Origin of the sequence: Sphingorhabdus sp. EL138 (assembly GCF_945862485.1) — a bacterium.
In the GTDB taxonomy this organism is placed as follows: domain Bacteria; phylum Pseudomonadota; class Alphaproteobacteria; order Sphingomonadales; family Sphingomonadaceae; genus Sphingorhabdus_B.
This window is the reverse complement of the sequence record NZ_CAMAYF010000019.1, coordinates 22,422-40,915: the sequence shown is the minus strand read 5'-3', so window position 1 is coordinate 40,915 and position 18,494 is coordinate 22,422. Positions and strand designations below refer to the sequence as shown.

Annotated in this window: 13 protein-coding genes; 7 read left to right on the top strand and 6 right to left on the bottom strand. The window is 55.8% G+C overall.

Annotation, left to right across the window (positions count from 1 at the left end):
- On the bottom strand, nucleotides 1-154 hold a 154-nt coding region (locus tag Q0O33_RS08270), incomplete at its 3' end, for an NAD(P)-binding protein (protein WP_295498166.1).
- A 466-nt stretch (nucleotides 155-620) separates the two neighbouring features.
- Between Q0O33_RS08270 and ccmC the strand changes: the two genes are divergently transcribed.
- The 7 genes from ccmC to Q0O33_RS08240 are packed head-to-tail and all read left to right on the top strand — an operon-like array spanning nucleotide 621 to nucleotide 5,442.
- Nucleotides 621-1,337, top strand: coding sequence for a heme ABC transporter permease CcmC (gene ccmC, locus Q0O33_RS08265; RefSeq protein ID WP_295498159.1), 717 nt, complete (start codon nucleotides 621-623; stop codon nucleotides 1,335-1,337).
- The gene (gene ccmD / locus Q0O33_RS10725; RefSeq protein WP_333567840.1) at nucleotides 1,337-1,468 is read left to right on the top strand and encodes a heme exporter protein CcmD; all 132 of its coding nucleotides are present in this window, start codon (nucleotides 1,337-1,339) and stop codon (nucleotides 1,466-1,468) included. Before ccmC ends, ccmD begins: the two co-directional genes overlap by 1 nt.
- Nucleotides 1,465-1,914, top strand: a complete 450-nt coding sequence (gene ccmE / locus Q0O33_RS08260; RefSeq protein WP_295498155.1) for a cytochrome c maturation protein CcmE — start codon at nucleotides 1,465-1,467, stop codon at nucleotides 1,912-1,914. The genes ccmD and ccmE overlap by 4 nt, the downstream gene beginning before the upstream one ends.
- Before the next feature lie 27 nt (nucleotides 1,915-1,941).
- Nucleotides 1,942-3,873: a heme lyase CcmF/NrfE family subunit gene (locus Q0O33_RS08255; protein WP_295498152.1), complete on the top strand. Its 1,932-nt coding sequence runs from the start codon at nucleotides 1,942-1,944 to the stop codon at nucleotides 3,871-3,873.
- On the top strand, nucleotides 3,870-4,400 hold the full coding sequence (locus Q0O33_RS08250; RefSeq protein ID WP_295498149.1) for a redoxin family protein: 531 nt from the start codon (nucleotides 3,870-3,872) through the stop codon (nucleotides 4,398-4,400). Before Q0O33_RS08255 ends, Q0O33_RS08250 begins: the two co-directional genes overlap by 4 nt.
- Nucleotides 4,397-4,798 (top strand): cytochrome c-type biogenesis protein, encoded by a 402-nt coding sequence (locus tag Q0O33_RS08245; RefSeq protein WP_295498146.1) that lies wholly within the window; start codon nucleotides 4,397-4,399, stop codon nucleotides 4,796-4,798. Before Q0O33_RS08250 ends, Q0O33_RS08245 begins: the two co-directional genes overlap by 4 nt.
- Nucleotides 4,795-5,442: a tetratricopeptide repeat protein gene (locus Q0O33_RS08240; protein WP_295498143.1), complete on the top strand. Its 648-nt coding sequence runs from the start codon at nucleotides 4,795-4,797 to the stop codon at nucleotides 5,440-5,442. The genes Q0O33_RS08245 and Q0O33_RS08240 overlap by 4 nt, the downstream gene beginning before the upstream one ends.
- Nucleotides 5,443-5,787: 345 nt before the next feature.
- Here Q0O33_RS08240 and Q0O33_RS08235 read toward each other — a convergent pair whose 3' ends face one another.
- Genes Q0O33_RS08235 through Q0O33_RS08215 form a run of 5 tightly spaced genes read right to left on the bottom strand, consistent with a single transcriptional unit; the run spans nucleotide 5,788 to nucleotide 18,154 of the window.
- A complete protein-coding gene (locus tag Q0O33_RS08235; protein ID WP_295498140.1) occupies nucleotides 5,788-10,821 on the bottom strand; it encodes an MBG domain-containing protein in 5,034 nt (1,677 codons plus the stop codon).
- Between the two features lie 11 nt (nucleotides 10,822-10,832).
- Nucleotides 10,833-12,539 (bottom strand): ShlB/FhaC/HecB family hemolysin secretion/activation protein, encoded by a 1,707-nt coding sequence (locus Q0O33_RS08230; RefSeq protein ID WP_295498137.1) that lies wholly within the window; start codon nucleotides 12,537-12,539, stop codon nucleotides 10,833-10,835.
- On the bottom strand, nucleotides 12,529-14,493 hold the full coding sequence (locus Q0O33_RS08225) for an adenylate/guanylate cyclase domain-containing protein (protein ID WP_295498133.1): 1,965 nt from the start codon (nucleotides 14,491-14,493) through the stop codon (nucleotides 12,529-12,531). The genes Q0O33_RS08230 and Q0O33_RS08225 overlap by 11 nt, the downstream gene beginning before the upstream one ends.
- The gene (locus tag Q0O33_RS08220) at nucleotides 14,490-15,251 is read right to left on the bottom strand and encodes a hypothetical protein (protein WP_295498131.1); all 762 of its coding nucleotides are present in this window, start codon (nucleotides 15,249-15,251) and stop codon (nucleotides 14,490-14,492) included. Before Q0O33_RS08220 ends, Q0O33_RS08225 begins: the two co-directional genes overlap by 4 nt.
- The gene (locus Q0O33_RS08215; RefSeq protein WP_295498128.1) at nucleotides 15,248-18,154 is read right to left on the bottom strand and encodes a CHAT domain-containing tetratricopeptide repeat protein; all 2,907 of its coding nucleotides are present in this window, start codon (nucleotides 18,152-18,154) and stop codon (nucleotides 15,248-15,250) included. The genes Q0O33_RS08220 and Q0O33_RS08215 overlap by 4 nt, the downstream gene beginning before the upstream one ends.
- Nucleotides 18,155-18,494 lie beyond the last annotated feature (340 nt).

The window sequence follows — 18,494 nt, the reverse complement described above, 5'->3', positions numbered from 1 at the left end:
ACACAAATCCATCGACCTTGCGCACATATGCGCGACCGCCGGGTGCATCCAACGCCTCAACTATTTCCGTATCAAAGCCGAGGCTTTGTAATCGTATGGCGCATGATATGCCGCCGATACCCGCACCAATAACAACTGCTTTACGTCGCGACATTTTTTAGACCATCCTTAGTTGCTTTATAGCTAGTGTCTAAAGCTGCTTGGAACAACCTAGATGTTATCCTAGGTGCTAACATACTAATGATGAAAGCCGCGCATAGTCTCGGGCAGCATGCGCCGCCGGGTTGCACGCCGAATGTCCTCCACGACACGCTCGGCAGAGGCCTTCAGTTGGCCAGCGTGTTTTGGTCTCATCTTAGTTCCTTCGTCACTACGATGAAACCAAAACACTCCTTAAATCACAACATCAAATCTGTGCCGTTGGTGCTGACGAGGAACAACAGACATAAACCGCCGCATTAATGCCATGGCTAAGCGGTTGGCAGCTATGTGGGTTGGAGGCGAATCGGTCGGCAAAAAACCGGCGAAAGTTGCAGACAATATGGCACAAAAACTTATTGGCAGATGGCACCGAATTCGTTGGCTTAACGCTTTTGTAATGCTAGAGGCTTTGCTTAATCATGCATCGCTTCGCCAATCCTGCCCGATTCCTGCGCATTGCCAAGCCGCTTACGCCCGCATTGTTCTGGCCGGGGCTTTTGCTCACACTCATGGCTTGCATATGGGGTTTGTTTTTTATCCCGACCGAACGGTTGATGGGTGATACCGTCAAAATCCTCTTTGTACATGTTCCCGCCGCGTGGCTTGGTATGGGCGGATGGACGGGCATCGCGATTGCCAGCATCGTGCAATTGGTATGGCGGCACCCGTTGGCGGGCGTTGCGGCTCGCGCTATCGCCGTTCCCGGTGCGACCTTCGCGGCAATCTGCCTTATTACAGGTTCTATCTGGGGGCGGCCAACATGGGGCACTTGGTGGGTCTGGGATGGTCGATTGACGTCCATGCTGGTGCTCTTTTTCCTATATCTGGGATATATCGCGCTTTCTAATGCTTCAAGCGAGAAGGGTGACACGAGCCGCGTGGCGGCTGTCTTTGGCGTTATTGGGGCGGTCAACATTCCGATCATCAACCGTTCGGTTATCTGGTGGGAAAGCCAACATCAAAGGGCGAGTATTACGCTGGGCGGATCGTCGATCGATTCGGCTTATCTGGCGCCCTTGTTTGTCGCCGTCGCGGGCTTTAGTCTGCTGTTTGGCGCACTCGTATTGATGCGGATGCGCGCGGCACTGGCGGCGATGCGTATTGAGGCGCGGATGCGTCGGATGGCGCAAGGCTAATGTCGCACGCGCCTTTCATCATTGCGTCATTCGCGGTCACGGGCGTCGGGATGATTTGGCTCGTCGTTTCCAGCTATCTTTCCATGCGCCGGGCCGAAGCTTCGGCAGACGCACTTAGGGAACGGTCATGAAGCCCAAACATCAACGTTTGTTTTTGGCCCTGATTGCTGTTGTTGCGTTGGGTGGCGCTGGCCTAATCGCCGCGTCAGCCTTGCGCGAAGAGGCCTCCTATTTCTACACGCCCACAACCTTGGCCGCCGCTAATGTCGAGCCCGGAAAGGCGATCCGCTTAGGCGGCATGGTGCAAAAGGGGTCTATCGTGCGTGGCGGCGACGGCGTATCAATAACGTTCATTGTGCAGGACCAAGAACGCAGTCAGAAGGTCGCTTATCGCGGGATTACCCCTGACCTGTTTGTCGAAGGCTCTGGCGTCGTTGCCGATGGCCACCTTCGGCCTGACCGCGTGTTTGTCGCCGAAAGTTTGCTGGCGAAGCATGACGAAAACTACGTGCCCAAGGAATTGGCGGACATTGATATTAACGCGGCCGCCTATACGAAGGACACGCTTGCACCATGACGACATTGGCAAAATGAGGGCTTTTACATGATTGCAGAAGCCGGATTAGCGGCGCTTTGGCTTGCGGCGTCGATGGCGCTTATTCAGTTCATTGCTGGGTTAACGTTGTTGCGCGCGGGCACTGGGCTGCTGGTGCCACTTATAAAGCCTGCTGCGTATGTGCAGGGTGCCTTGTGTACCTTTGCGTTTTTCGCACTTATGTGGTTGTTTTATGTTACTGATTTGTCCGTGCTTTTGGTCGCAAACAACAGCCATATTGATAAGCCGCTCATTTTCAAACTCGCTGGCACTTGGGGTAATCATGAAGGCTCAATGCTTTTATGGGTAACGATATTGTCTGTTTCCGGCTCTGCGATTGCATTTCTGGAAAAACGTATTGAGGCAAAGACGCTTTCCGCCACCTTGGCCGTGCAAGGTTTTCTTGCACTTGGTTTTTTTGCGTTTTTGCTGTTTTCCTCAAACCCCTTTGAACGTCTTGTTCCTGCGCCGATAGCGGGTGCTGGCCTCAACCCGTTACTTCAGGACGTGGGCCTCGCGTTCCACCCGCCAACATTATATTTCGGCTATGTGGGCCTTTCGATCGCATTCTCTTTCGCAGTTGGCGCATTGCTGACCAATCAGGTCGGGCCAGCCTTCGCCCGCGCTATGCGGCCATGGGTGTTGGGCGCATGGATTTTCCTGACTATTGGTATCGCTGCAGGAAGCTACTGGGCTTATTATGAGTTGGGCTGGGGTGGCTGGTGGTTTTGGGATCCAGTTGAAAACGCGTCGTTGATGCCTTGGCTCGCGGCGACTGCTCTGCTACATTCGGTCAGTGTTCTTGCCTCGCGTAATGCGTTGCGTGCTTGGACTATCATGCTTGCCTTGGTGGCCTTTGCGATGTCGATGGCAGGCACGTTCCTTGTGCGCTCTGGCATATTAACAAGCGTTCATGCCTTTGCCGTCGACCCGGAACGTGGCTCGTTCATTCTTGCGCTGATGCTTCTTTACACGGGCCTTGCATTTGTCATTTTTGCGTTGCGTATCGGGACAGTCAAGCAGGGTGAACCTTTCCAACTGCTCAGCCGTGAAGGTGGAATTGTCGCAAATAATATATTCCTCAGTGTCATTTTGGCGGTTGTGTTGATTGGAACGCTCTACCCACTTGCGGCAGAGGCAGTGGGCGACAAGATATCCGTTGGTCCGCCATATTTTAACAAGGCGACGGTTCCGGTTGCAGTCCTTTTGATGCTCGCTTTGTTGGTGGGACCCCTTTTGCGGTGGCGTCGCGATGATCTGGGCCGTCTCAAATATTGGTTTATTGGTGCGGCGGCCATTCTGTTGTTGAGTTGTCTTGCGATATGGAAATTTGCCTCAGAAATCGGGATATTCCCGCTTTTGGGTATCGCATTGTCCATCGCCCTCGCAGTAGCGGCATGGATGCCCCTTAGGGGTCGCAAGCTGCTGCGAACGCCTGGACCGGTATTTGGCATGGTCATCGCGCATTTTGGTTTAGCTGTCAGTGTATTTGGCATGGCAGCGGAATCAGGCTTTTCGTCTGAAACCCTCACTGCGCTCGCACCTGGCGAAAGCGCGAAGGTCGCTGGTTGGGAAGTTAAGCTTAACGACGTCAACCCCGTCGCCGGTGACAATTGGGTTGCGGTAGAAGGCGATATGGTAGCTGCAAAAAATGGCAATGAATTCGTGCTTCATCCGCAATCACGCCACTTCTTCACGCCTCCAATGCAGACGAGCGAGGCGGCGTTGCTGACCCGATGGAATGGCCAATTATATGCCGTTATTGCCCAGCCCGACCAAGAGGGTGATGGCCGCTGGCAGGTGCGTTTATGGTGGAAACCGTTCGTGATGTTCATTTGGTTCGGTGCATTATTGATTGCGCTCGGCGGCGCTATTGCGCTTCTGGGTCGCATGTTCCGTCGGACCAAAAAACCAGCTAGAAACGCGTGGCAAGCCGAATGAACCGGTCATGGCTTTTATGGGCACCGCTTGCAGTCACGGCATGCATTGGCGGGCTAGCGGCTTACGGTCTGGTCGTGCCGAAAGACGAGCAAGTCCGTTCGGCGATGATTGGACAAAAGCTTCCTGAATTTGCTTTGCCCCCCGCGACACAGGGCGTGTTGCCATTATCAAACACAGATATGGGTGATGGGAAGCCACGGCTGCTCAACATTTTTGCCAGCTGGTGCATCCCTTGCAAAGCCGAAGCGCCGCAGCTTGAGGCGTTAGAAGCCTCTGGGGTCGAGATTGACGGGATCGCTATTCGCGATCGTCCAGAAGATGTCGCTGCTTTTTTGGACGAATTTGGCAATCCCTATCGCCGCATTGGGGGCGATAGCGAAATGTCGGTCCAGCTTACACTGGGGTCGTCGGGTGTACCTGAAACTTATGTAATCGCCGCCGATGGCACGATATTGTTCCAGCATATCGGAGACATCCGCACAGAGCATGTTCCGATGCTCATCGAAAAATTGAAGGCGACTAGATGAAAATATTCGTCCCTATTTTGCTGATGTTAGCGGCACCCGCTTTTGCCCAAGGCAGCGGGCCAACGCCTGCCTTGGCAAACCGTCAGCTTCCCGATCCCGCGAAAGAGGCGGAGGCCATGCGCCTGATGCATAGTTTGCGCTGTATCCAGTGCCAAGGCCAGTCCATCGCCGACAGCGACGCATCGATGGCTGCAACGATGCGTGCCGAAGTGCGCCAACAAATTGTCGCCGGACGAAAGCCCGAGGCTATCCGTGTCTGGATGATCGAACGTTATGGCGAGTGGGTTAGCTTTGAACCCGATTTCAAGGGCGCTGGGCTATTGCTCTGGCTTACACCACTTATCTTGCTCTTTGTGTCGTTTTGGCTAGCGCGCGGGCTGTTTCGGAGGCGGACATGAACGGTTGGATTGTACTTGGCCTCTTGTCCGTCCTCAGCCTGTCAGTGCTGACCTGGTTTGTGCGTTCGTCAAAGGGGCTTTGGCAAATTGCCGCTGCCGCCGTGTTATTGGGCATGACGGGCTATGCTCTGCAGGGGCGCCCATCAGCACCATCTTCACCCGCCAAGTCCCTAGCGGCTAGTGAGGTCGGTGCAACGCAGCTTATCGATATCCGCGCTGACATGGACCAAAGTTTCGGTGGCGCAAAACGCTGGTTAGTCACTGCCGATTCATTTGCCAAGCAAGGGGATTATGCATCAGCCGCATCCTATATTCAGTCGGGACTTCGCAGTGACCCGAAAAATCCGGATCTTTGGTCTGCGCTTGGACTACAGCTGATGCTGGCGAGTGAAGGGCAGATGTCCCCTCCGGCGCAGTTGGCCTTCGACAAAGCGCGCGCCATCCAGCCTAAGCACCCCGCGCCATATTATTTCGCAGGCCTTGCCCGCATGATTAGCGGTGACCTAAATGGTGGTGTTCTCTTGTGGGAAAAAACCCTTACGCTCGCGACACCAGATGCGAAATGGAAAGTTAACATTGAGACGCAATTAAAAGCTGCAAAAGCGTTGCAGGTAGAATCCGCGCAAACGCAGCAAAAATCTTAATAACTAACTGAAAAAATTATATTTTATAAACCTTCGATGTAACTCTGCTTTGTTGTGAAGGGGGCGGGAGGTCAATCCCGTTGACTAGACCAGACCTCTTTTAATGTTGCAGTTGGGGTTAAGGCCGGGGAACCAAGATAGTTGGGCTGCAAGTAAACGATTTTGGCGATAGTAACCAAAATTGTAATGACAGCCATGCGGCAAAGGCCGGCTGAGCCTTGTTTTTTGGTCGACGATGATGGCTGACAACAGCAGGAAAGCCGAAGCCTTACTTTACTTCCTTTGATCAACCTCCAAACCGCTGGAGCAGAGTGGACTGCGCCTTTTTATCGCCGTGGGCGAACCCTACATCGCAAGTCCGAGCATCGAATAACGAGGGGTGCCTGCGCTCTTAAGAGCGGGGGGCGGTGTCACGCGCGTTGTGAGGAAAATTTCGGGACTTAGCTGTTGAAGGGCGCCTTTCGCTTGCGAGACGGCTGCAGTGATTTCAGTCGGCCCAGACGCCAACTGCAAGATAGGATCGCTTTTATCCACGGGGTCGGCCGGCGTGGGATCTGGTTGGGTGGCAACCGGGGAAGGCGGGCTGCTCTCGACCCGTTGGGCTGCAACCGCCACGACGACCACTGGAGGGGGGGCGCTGGCAATTGCGACGGGCGCTTCTACTGTTGGAGGGGCAGGCTGACTGGGGGCAGGAGGTGAAGCGGCGGCGGGGGCTGGCGCGGGGGTCGCGGCTGGCGCTGGAGCTGGCGCTGGTGCGTCGGCGGCTGGCGCTGGAGCTGGTGCGTCGGCGGCTGGAGCTGGAGCTGGTGCGTCGGCGGCTGGCGCTGGTGCCGGCCCGGCAGTTGGTGCCGGCGCGGCAGTTGGAGCTGGCGCGGCAGTTGGTGCTGGTGCTGGTGCTGCAGCCGGTGCTGGCGCTGCAACCGGCGTCGGAGCAGCAACTGGTGTTGGCGCCTTTGGCGCTGCGACTGGCGTTGGAGCGGCAACTGGTGTTGGCGCCTTTGGCACGGTAATGCTGCTGGTCACTGCGGCTACAACCGAGGCGACCGACTGGGTGATGACGAGATCGGCGCCGGTGTAATTGATGACATAGTTGTTGCCGGCTGACAGCGTTCCGAGACCTATGCCATAGCGCCCCACATCGAGACCTGAGGCACGGTTGAGACTGCCTGTGAGCAGGCTGGCACTGTCGGTGCCGACAAAGCCCCGGCTGGTGAATGTCAGCGCCGGAACTGCTGTGCCATACACAATGCTCAACGCATCGGCGATGACCGCCAGCGTCGCCGGCGTGATGCTGCCGATGTTGCCAGTTGCTGTTGTTGGCAGGACATAGTTGGAGAGGCGTGTCGCGCCGCTGGCGCTAAAATCGCTCGGCTGCAGCGAGAAAGTGACCGTTTTGGCAGTGCCTACATCCTTGCTGTCATAGACGCCTTGCGTGCGGGTGATGCTGGCACCTTCGCCGCTGGTAAAGCCGGTTAGGGCATAGCTGTTCGCGGCCAGCGTGGCGGTAGTAGTGCCGTCATAGGTGCGCGTGATATTGCCGGTGAGCGCCACCGAAAGCGGGCGCGGAGTGATGACGAGATCGGCGCCGGTGTAATTGATGACATAGTTGTTGCCGGCTGACAGCGTTCCGAGACCTATGCCATAGCGCGTCGCATCGAGACCTGAGGCACGGTTGAGACTGCCTGTGAGCAGGCTGGCGCTGTCGGTGCCGACAAAGCCCCGGCTGGTGAAGGTCAACGCCGGAACTGCGTCGCCATACACAATGCTCAACGCATCGGCGGTGACCGCCAGCGTCGCCGGCGTGATGCTGCCCGTCATTAACTGGCTCGCGTCGATCCGGTAGCCGAACACGGGCTTGCCGCTGCTGTCTGTCGTGTTGATGATGAGGTCGGGGAGTAAGATTGCATGGGTGCCGGCATTGGCACTGGCGAAGCTTCCGGTAACGTTGCTGACCGTGAACCGATCGTTGTGAAGAAGTCCATTGCCAACAAAAGCAATAGGGCCGGTCGGAATTGCGGTCGAGCCGTCATAGGTTTTTGTAATGCCACCGGTGACCGACAACGACAGAGAAGGCTGCAGACTATAAGCGAGGCCATTGCCGCTTGGCAGCACCGGCAGCGGCACACTTCCAAGCGCCTGCTCCTGACTTAGGCCATACACACGAAAATCGTGCAGCAACCCGCCGATGACATCCGGGGTGTCACCGCCGAAGGGATTGGTATTGCCACTCCCGATCAACCAGCGTGTTCCCGGTTTTAGCGGCGCAACATCGGTGGCAGTGTTAACGAAACGTCTCGCGCCGCCAATCTTTATGTCGCCGACGGTTGCGATTGTGGCGAGGGGGCCGAGTGTCAAAGTTTTGGCCGAATAGCTTTTAAATGTCGCCAGCGGCGAGGAAACCCCGATCGCGGCGTTAAGGGTTATGTCGCTATCGCCTGTTATGGTGAGGCCGTGGTTGCCATTGATCGCCCCACGCATCGTCAGTCGGCCTACTGCTTCGATCTGAGAATTTCCAGCCAGCGAAATTGACTGTACAATCTCGATGTCTTGTGGCGCGGCCAAGCGCAAGATCGTTTCACCATTGCTGTTGCTATCGCCCAACGTCAGGAGGCCGTTTCCGAGGTTGCCGGTTGGTGCGACCATCAATGTCCCATCCCTGAAGGTGATTGCGCCCAGGCCAACATTATCGCCAAACAGGCCAAGCTGACCAATGCCTGACTTGGTCAGCGATGCCGCCACTATTGCGCCGTTGATTTTGCTTTCCCTACCGAGTGTTCCGGCCAGCTTTAGATCAAGTTGTCCCGTTTGGCCAAGATCGACGGATCCGGCGTTCAGATCTGCAGCGTCGACCGTTAGATTGACGGGGGTAGATCCGCCCGCATCGCGGCTGATGCCGCCTGTTATGACAACGGAGCCCTTCGAAATGAGCGCACTATTACCACCAAGTTTGACGTTGCCGTTGATAAGGATGGATGCAGCATTTCCAGCCTGAGCCGTTTCGCCGGTGTCGATCGTCCCTGCAAGTTTGACGCTGCCAGAGCCATTCTGATTGCTGTCGGATTGCAGCGCGACGGACAGGCCCGATTGCGCCGTGATGTTAACTCCGCTTGCGATTACCACATCGCCGGTGGCGCCAAGCGACAATTTTGTAAGAGGGCCGGCACTTTTGTTGTTGAACGCATAGATCGTCACATTTCCATCAGCAGCCGCGGTTGCACCGGCTGATGCGGTTCCACCGGTTGTTGCAGTTCCACCAGTAGTTGCGGACGTTTGACTTTGCGCGCGTAGCGTCACATTTGTTCCGCTATTGAGCCATGTTTCGACCTGAGATGCCAATATTATATTATGGCCCTTCGGAACCATCGGAACCGAACTCAGCGACCGAAATGCGCCATTATTATATTCGAATGACTTGTTGGCAAAACCTGCGAGCAGGCTTGCATCGAGCAGGCCTGTGGTGGCGTCTTGCGTGCCACGAAACAGCTCCGTGAACTCCGTGGGTCCTGTCCTAGTGACGCCTGCCGTTACAGAGTGATTTAGAATTTTGATATCACCGTAGTTAAACTGAATTCGACCATTTTGATCGAGAACAATTTCGAAACTATTATTGCTACCATCATAATATTCTCTCGTACCATAATATCCGAGAATAAAGCGTTTACTGCCGTCGGGGAGGACTGTGGTCGTGTAATAGGGGTTGGTCAGATCGATCAGGTCATTCCATAACGCAAATACCGAGTTACGCGGCGTTCTGGCATTATCAAGTGGAAGACCGTTGCAGCAATAGCTGTCACCATTCAGGCTACCAAATGTCAGGAAACCGTTCGATGAAACATCGACACTGTTATAAACTCCACCATTATAGTTAAAACTGAAGCCAAGGGGTACGTTAGCCTTAACTGTATCGTCGCCGAGAGACAGTGGTGTCATGCCGAGGACATCGATCGATGCCGAGGTTATGTTGATGTTACCGGCCAGACCGCTGGCGGCTTTAGCGCGGGCAGATGCCTCCATTCTTTGCTCGAGCCTGTAAGCCTGAATATCGATAGTTCCGCCGTCGCCGCCACTTGTCCCGCCATCGGCCTGCAAAATTCCCGAAATTCGCATAAGGGATTGCGAGTCGGCTAGGTCACTGCGCAGATTTATATTGCCTCCGGTGCCATTGGTTCCGGCATTCGCCAGCAACTGCGCGCCTGATGCAATGTTAAGCTCCGTCCTGGCATTTTGGTTGGGTGGCACGCTGTTAGTGGCTGACACGCTTTTAACCGGTAACACCAGATTTATAGTGCCGCCGCTTTCGCCGCTAACATCTATCTTGCTCGCTGCGCTAATATCGATAGCGGCAGCGGTAAGGCTAATATTACCGCCATTCACACCGCCAGCACCGGTGGCATCGATAACACCGCCGACGGAAGTGTTGCCGGAGGAAAAGTTGTCGACAGATATCTGTCCTCTAGGGCCTGCATCGAGGGTTATCACGCCACCATTGTTGTTGACGGTCTGAGCCTGCACGATGCCCTTGTTATTGATGACGTTGCCGATAATGTCGACAGCGCTGCGAATCGTCATAAGGATCGTGCCGCCATCGGCTAAAATTCTGCCGCCATTTGAGACACTGTTTGAGAAATTGCTACCTGTGGCACTCGCCGGGTCCGGGTCGGCCACCAGGAATGACACCAGCCCATTACCTGCAAAGTCAATGGTAAAGTCTCGGCCTGCACCTAAGGCGACCTTGCCCAAACGTGCGCTTATGAGCGCTTCGTTGGTGGCAGTGGAACTGATGTTCGCGACATTCCTGCCAGCAAGCACGGCATATCCCGATGGCACGTTGATCTGGCCATAATTGATGATGGCCGCGTTGGTTGCGCCAGAAAATACAAAACGCCCGGAGCTGTTGTTCATGAAGGAAACAGGATCGATGCTGGCCGTGGTGGCAAGGAACCCGGCGGCATTGACGCGGCCTGTGGCGCCTATGACCGTGCCATTGGGGTTGAGAAGCCAGACTTGGCCATTCGCATTAATAGTGCCGTCGATTTGGAACTCTGCGGACCCGCTGCTTCGGTTAAGCGTGATCGAATGACTATCAGGCTGGACAAAGTTTAAGGTCTCGCCCGCTTGCAAAAGGATGCGTGACCAGTCGAGCACCGCTCGGCGGGTAGTCTGTGTAACCGTGAAAGTCCCATTGTTTCCGCTGCTAGCGGAGCCGCTAGCAAATGTGGCACTTCCTTGTGCTACCGTGAACGGCACCTCCTCAGCATTGGCGGCGGCCAGTGCAGGCAGGCCGACCGCTAACGCCAGTGTTGCCCGATACGACAGCCGGCGAATAGCCGGACGGCATGTTCGACAATTATTGGCGGATCGAATTTTTGCGCTGGTCATGACATCGTCTTTCAAAACTGCAAAATTGCGCTGATCGTGAAGCGGCCGTCGCCTTTGACGCTGTCCGGCAGCGCGCGGCGCGCCGAAGAGAACTGCGTGTCGACCGACAACTGACGTAGCAGCGTGAACCGCGCTCCAACTCCGAGCGAGGAAATGGCCGCGCTTTGTTTGGGCGTTTCCTCATAGGCGAGCGCCGTGGTTCGCGCCCAGTCGGCAAAAGCATAGACTTGGACCCCCTCAATGAGGTTGGGCACCTGCACGCCCGGAAGTGATGCATGCAGTTCACCAATTACCCCAATGCCGCGCTCGCCGGTCACTGATGATGGATCATAGCCGCGCCCGATGCTGCTCCCGCCAAAGGAGATTTGCTCCCCCGAGAGCAGGCGGTTGGCTGTATATTGGCCTTGCAATGCCATGCTCGCGCCGATCGGGCCACGGATTTGCTGATTGCGCTGGAATTGATAGGTCGCCCGCAGAAAGTGGGGATTAAACCCAAGGACCGACGGCAAAGGCGCATTGGCATTGTTTGCACCGAACAGGTCAAGGCCATGTAGCAGGTTAACGCCAAATGTCATGTCGCCAGCCAGCCAGCCGATCTGTCGCCACTGTAGGCCAAGGCTGGCAACCGTACTCCTGTCGTCGTTAATCTCTGTGCCCAACGCCTTGACAAAGCTGCGGTTCAGCGTCATCCCAGCATCAAGATAGATGGAATTGGCCCGGGATCGAAGCAACGGCACGCGCAAACTTGCGCTCAACGAACCCGATTTACTTTGCACATCAAGATCACGAATCGGTCCGCCCGGCGCGGCGTGCGCGACAAGCGCGCCGATGCTGCCCACCGCTCCATTATTGCCAAGCGGTGTTGCATATCGTCCGCTTACTGCCTGCAGCTCTCTAAAACCTTCTCCGGACATTGCCAGCGATAGGTCAAGCGCTCCGGGCCTGCCAAAGGGCTGAAAGATCGTTGTGCCAAGCGAATAATTGATGGGGCCCACGACGTCGGAACCCGAATTGTCGACAGCGGCAAAGGCAGTTCTTGGCGGCTTTACGGCTGTCAGCAAAATGTCGCTACTGCCCAGCACGCCCCCTGGACGCAGCACGCTTGTCACGGCCATGCCTGGTGTATCATTTAGCAGGAGCAGCCTTTGTTCAAGATCAAGGAAGCGCACTGGGCGCTGGCTTAACACCGGGGTAATTAGTGTCTGCGTAAGCTTTCGGCTGGGATCGTTAGGTGCCTGGACAAAAGCGTTGGCTAAGAACCCTTCAACTACCTGTACTTCAAGTGTGCCGTCGCGCACCTCTTGCGGAGCGATGAAAACCCGGGTCAGAAAAAAGCCATCGGCACGATAGAGATTTTCAAGTTTATCGGCGGCCTCACGCAGGTCGCTCAAAACGATTTTCTGGCCTTCAAGCGAGGCAAAAATCGTGCGCCAGCGCGCTTCCGGGAAATGCGTCGCACCGGTTACTTTGATACGGTTAATCGAAAATACAATCTCATCGACGGCTCTTGGAACGCTCGCCTTTTCAGGGTTCTGAATGCGTAGTTGCAATGGCGTGTCTGGGAGGGGCAGCGGTTGGATCCGCTGGCGCGAAATTTCGGCCTGTGGCGGTGGCCGGGTTATTTGGGCGAAGACAGGCGTGGCGTGCATCGCCATCAAGATCGGTGCAACGTAAAATATAGGGACAGCATAGGCCCAAGCTTGGCGTTTATTTGTCATCCATCACCACACGCGAGGAAAGCAGCCCGTCTGCAATCCGATCCTGATGGAAACGGATAACGGGATCTTCCGGATAATCCTTGGAAAGGCTCGCCATACATTCGACAGCGTCGGGATTGCTGGCTTCAAGCAAGGCGTAGGCTCGGCGATAACCTGCAATCAGTTCAGGCCCATCGGAAGCGGCCACAGGGGTATAAAGGCACGTTGCCTGCACCTTGCCTTTAAGCACAATGTCGCCAATCGGTCGAAATTCGAGATCTGGGCATTGGTCGACGACCTGTTGCGTGCAACAGATACGTGTGCCGAAATATTTGTTGACGCCCTCCGTCCGCGCGGCGGTGTTTACTGTGTCGCCAAGCGCGGTGAAATCCATACGCGATTGAGAACCAAAGTTACCGATGATGGATAGACCGCTATGAATGCCTATGCGGGTGACACCAAGAGGAATATCTCGGGCGTTGCAGTCCTTTCGGAAAGCCTCGGCATAAGCATCGAGTTCAAGCGCGCAACGAATTCCACGCGCAGCATGATCGGGCTGCGGTATCGGAGCATTGAAGATCGCCATAATGGCATCGCCAATGAATTTGTCGATTGTGCCGGCATGTTTCAGGATGATTTCGCACGCGCCGTCGAGATATTGGTTTAAAACTTCAGAGAGTTCCTCAGCCTCCAATTTTTCAGACAATGTGGTGAAGCCAGCGATATCGGTGAAGATGAACGTCGCGTCCCGCTTAGAACCCGACACTTGCACCGCGCTCGGATCGGCGATCAACTGGTCGACCACTGCTGGCGAGACATACCGCGAAAACGTGCTTTGAATAAATTCGCGCTGCTTGCGTTCCCCACGCCCAATGATCAGGTCCATCATCCATAACGCAAGGAACAGCGCCAGTGTCGGCCCAAAAAGCGGCAGCATTGGCAGCCCTTTGCCGAAACCCAGTATCGCACCGACCCAATATCCAATCGTAATTGCGAGGCTGATACCAACATTGAAAACAATGCCCATTCGTAACAGGCTTAATCCTGTGCCTATTATGGCGAAAAGGGTCAACAGGCCGATGGTCCATTCTAAAGGCACCGTAGGCGGACGCCGTCCTTCCAGCATCTGCGTAATGCCGTGGGCCTGGATCATCACACCCGGCATATTGCCCCGGTCGCCATCGTCAATAATGGATAATGGAGTGCGATGGCGGTCTGTGATCGACAAAACTGCCCCGATTAAAACGATCTTGCCCTTGATAAGCTCGGCCGGCAAGTACGGCAGATAAGTAGCGGAAAAAGTCGGAAAGGGTGTATTTTCGGCATCTGGCTGCGCGCGCCAGGCGATGTCGACGGGAACCATCGGCGCCTTTGTGCCGCGCATTCCGGAAAGCTTCCGCACAAAGCCTGCGGGATTCTTAGGGGTGTCAACGCGCTGTCCATCAACGACAGTGCCGCCGGGGTTGATGCGGCGAACCAACCCGTCAAACGGGTCGGTCAGCAGATTTGCTTCTGCGCGCTTATCCTCCGGAATAAACGCCTCCATATAGGCAAGCTGCTCGGCATTAACGACGTTCGGGGCCGAACTGAAGCTGAAGGCCAGTGGCGTTTTGGTCGATTGGATAACCTTGCGAAGCCGTTCATCCTTTGCGGCTTCCGTCGGTTGATCGACAATAACGTCGACCCCGATGGCGGCGGCACCCTTGGCTTCGAGTTGTTCGATCAAATCCGCAACAAGTCCGCGATCAACGGGCGAGCGATATGGAAATGCGGCCAGCGTTGCCTCGTCGATGGCGACGACGACAACATCCGAAGATGGCGGCATCGCCGGCTGCATCGCTGCGACACGGATATCAGCAAGCTTTGTTTCCAGATTTGCCAGCGGCGCAATGAAGTGGACGCTGCTACCGCTGAGAAACGCAGCGGCGAATGCAATCGCGACTGCGGCCAAGACCTGCCGGGTTGTAGGTTTCATCTTTGTAGCGCCCCTGCCTGCGTTTCGATATTGCCTTGCGACGGTGCGCGCTCGTCAAGATTTTTGCCGATCGCCCTTAGATATGCGTCGGCTTGCTGAACGCATGCCTTTTCCAGCATCCAGGCGCTGACCACCAGAGGGTCGTCTATATCACGCGGTATAATGCTGATACGCAGGGGATATTCCTGACCATCTGCACGGATTATGAAAGTTTTTAAATCGTCAAGCCCGACAACATCGGGAGGTGTCATGCGATCTGTAGCCTGCTTCCATATATAATCTGCGCGCCACGAGCGATCAATGGGAAATACTGAAAAGGCCTGTTCGGGAAGGCTCTCAGGACGCCACCAGACTGGCTTTTCGCCTTCTTTTAGGCAACGGTCTCCGCCGCGCGAGATGTCGATAAGCCAAGGCTCGGGCAATGGCGCGGCACTTGCTCCGGACCGAACTGCCCCGACGGAGCTAGCACGATCGTTACGGGTGGCTATGAGCGCTGCCAAAGCTGTGCGTGGATTTTGAACTGATCCAGCGTTGCGGACTGCCGGACCAGAATAGGGGCCACGCAATGTGGACATCCGGCCATCCGGCGCGACGAGAACTATTTTTTCGCCCTCTACGAGCTTAACCGTGCGCGCGCTGTCGATTCGCATCCCTGGCTTTAGGCCACCACCACGCGCTTCAACGACGATCATCGGCGTTGCAAGGGTGGGCCAGGCAATGACGAGCGCAAGCCCCAAACCGAGCGACTTCCAATTCATGTCGCAGATCTCTCGTTAAGCGGAGACGATGCACCGTCGCCGATTAACACAAATGCCCCCCAGAAGAAGGGGTGAGACGAGGCCGGGTTTGCTATTGCCTTAAGTTGCGCTTGGGCAAGGGCTTTATCTATCGACAAGTCAGGGTCGGCGCCGACGGCCTTAAACACATCGATCATTAAACGCGCGGTTGCCGCGGACGGCACCTGCCAGTGACTGACCAGCAGACTGCGGGCGCCGGCATAGAAAAAGGCTTCGGCTAACCCCGAGAGGGTCTCGCCGCCCAGTTTTCCGTTGCCGTCCGAGGCGGTATTACACGCTGACAGCACGACGAGGTCGGCGCGCAGTTCCAGCGCAGCGATCTCGCTGGCGTCAAGCAATCCGTCGGTTGAGCGCGTTGCCGCAATTGTGGCAGGGGGTGTGAGCACGAGCCCCGGTTCAGATTCGCATTTCAGTTCGCCAGGTAAGACGCCATGGGTGGCGAAATACAATATGCGATAGTCCGACAGAGACTTGCTGCGCAGATTGGCCTCAGTTGCATTCTCGGCGAGCATGATTTCTGCGTCAGGTGCTTTGAGTGCTGCCGCGACTGCAGCAACCTCGCTAGCGGTTTCGGGCAATGATGTCAGCATGCGAAGTGTTTCGGGTGATGCAGGGGCATCCTTGCGGCAGCTGCTTAACAGGCCGGCAAACCCTGCACGTGTCGCTTTCGCACCTGTGGGCCCCTTACTCGGTATGGGCGCGAGCACCGGGTTGGCGACGGCCAGCAGAAGTTGGCGCGGCTTGCCTACAAGTCGCGTTGAGCGAAGCGCGATGAAACTGGCGATTGACGGGCTGTTGGTGATAGCAAATTGGCGGGAAAGCCAAGCGGCACTGCTGTAGGTTTTGTTCTCTACCGGCTCAGTGACCAGTAGACCAAATGGCAGGCTCGCCAAAGCCCCCGATGGCACGATAATCAGACGCTTTATTCCGCCGAGTCTTGAGACGACCGGGCCAAGCAATTGGGAAAACAGTTGATGCGCAGTTTGGAGATCGAAATCAGCAACCGAGCGACCCTCGATTTCAAGTCCGCGTCGCAAGTTTTTTACACTTGCGGCGATGTCGTCCGCGCCAGCTGGGACTTCCGCAACGATCGTTCCATCACGCCTTATGAGCTGAACAAATGACTTGTCGCGGCCAAGCAGGAAGGTAACCAGGGCCTCATCGTCCTCCAGCCGCGAACGCACATCGTCGATCTGCGGCAATTTTCCTTCTGTCAGAGCTTGATAGTCAGGAAATCGCGTGGCAACTTCTGCACGAGATGCAACGATACGAGGCGCTTGCGCTGCGATCTGAGCAATGAGCGCATCTTCTGCTTCAGGGTTGCGGTCATCGGCAGCAAGCGCTTGCTGTTGCGCCAATTCACTTTGCATACGGGCCATCTCACGGCTCTCGTCGTCAATGCGCCGCAATAGGGCCGACAATTCGACAGATGCTGACGAAAGCCGCATGGCCGTTAAGGCAACTGTACGGTCGCGGCCGGGCTTGCGGGCAAATTGAAAGGCGTCAAAAACTTCGGTAAACAAACCCTGACGTTGCTTCTCGTCGGTAACACCTGCGCTAAAATTTACAACTGCCGCTGCCAGCGGCATTAAGTCTTCATCGGTGAACGGCAAACTGTCGCGCGGCAGTCCGCGGGCGAGGGTAAGTGCTTCCCGATAAGCAATGATGGCGTTTGTATTCATGTCCTCTGCTTGGTAGGCGCGCGCCAGCGCCGTGCGTAATCTTAGGGTACCTGCGCCTTCACCAAACGCATCTTTGCGGATCTTGATGGCGGTCTTGAAGTAAGTTTCGGCAGCAGCGAGCCGACCATCGGACAGGCTGGTTTCGCCGAGCACACCCATTATATCCGCGCGCCACCAAACCGGCGTTGCAGGCGCGGCCGCCAGCGCCAGTAACGCTTGGCTTGCAAGCACATTGGCGCTGGTTGTGTCACCGCTGCGCATCAGCACAAACGCCTCAAGGTTCAAGGCCATGGCCATTTCCCCTCGAGCCAAAGCTGTGTCGTCGGTAACAGGGCGCGCGTCGGTTATTGCGCGCCATTGCGCGACCGCATCGCTGGCTTCTGAACGGGCCGCTACATAATCGCCGCGCAATGCTGATATAGAGGCCCTATACGTTGCAAGACGGGCTCGCTCGGCGGGACTTGGCGATCGGTCTATGATTGGGGCTGCGCGACGTAGCAGGCCATCGGACTCGTCAAATCGACCAAGATTTGCAACTACCATAGCCATATCGAGAAAAAGCGCATTGGTTACAACGTCATCTTCGCCAAAAATGCGAATTTGAACTTCGAGCGCCCTGCGCAAGGCTTGTTCGGCTTCGGCATAAGCAAAGCGGCTGTTTGCAAGCCTAGCATCCGACCAGAGTTCACGGACCAATGCCTGGTCGACCTCGCTTCCGATGACGATGGGGGCCGACCACAGAGCGCGGACTTCTGCGGCTAAAAGGGTTCGGTTTGCATCGTACTGCAGACCGAGCGCCGCCAATAGGGCTGGATAAGCTGACGCAGGACCTTGAACGATGTTCAGCGTTCCACCGCTGATCTGCGCGAGCAATAAAATTGGCCAACCATCAGTCGAACTTCTGCACGGCAGGGCGAGAACAAATTTGCCATCACGCGGCAAATATCGCTCTGGCTCGCAATTCAATCGGGTACTGCGCAGCAGTTCTTCCTTTGCTGCGCCAAAAGCGCGCTCAAGCAGAGGCTTGCCGGAATCTTTGCCGTTCTCGGTAAACAGCAGGCGTGCAGATCGGCCCACCACCTCATCACCGCACAGCAATTGCTGGTCATCGACAAAAACACTACCCGGCGCTTGATTGGCTACTGCCCTCAGTTCGCAATTTTCTCCCGAAAGAGTTGCCATCCCCGCCGTTGTATTCGAGGCGAGTGCGGCAGAATTTGCCCACACAATCAAAAATGCCGAAAAGAATACTCGAAATAGAATAAATATTTCACTCTCAGGCAATCGTTAGAACATTCGCCGAAACGCGTTGTCACTCGGTAGCGCTGTATTACTAGATTGTATACTAACTGTAAAGTGTTGTAAAATAGAGACCAAGAGGTGGCAAAAATAGCTCGACTGGCGCGCGCCTATGCGGTTAAGGTCCACATTCTCGGGTCTCAAGACTTCCTTAGGTCCATCACACATGGCGGGCGGCTTGGAGTCCAGCCAGCCTTTTGTTGCGATCAAAACTATGGCTGAG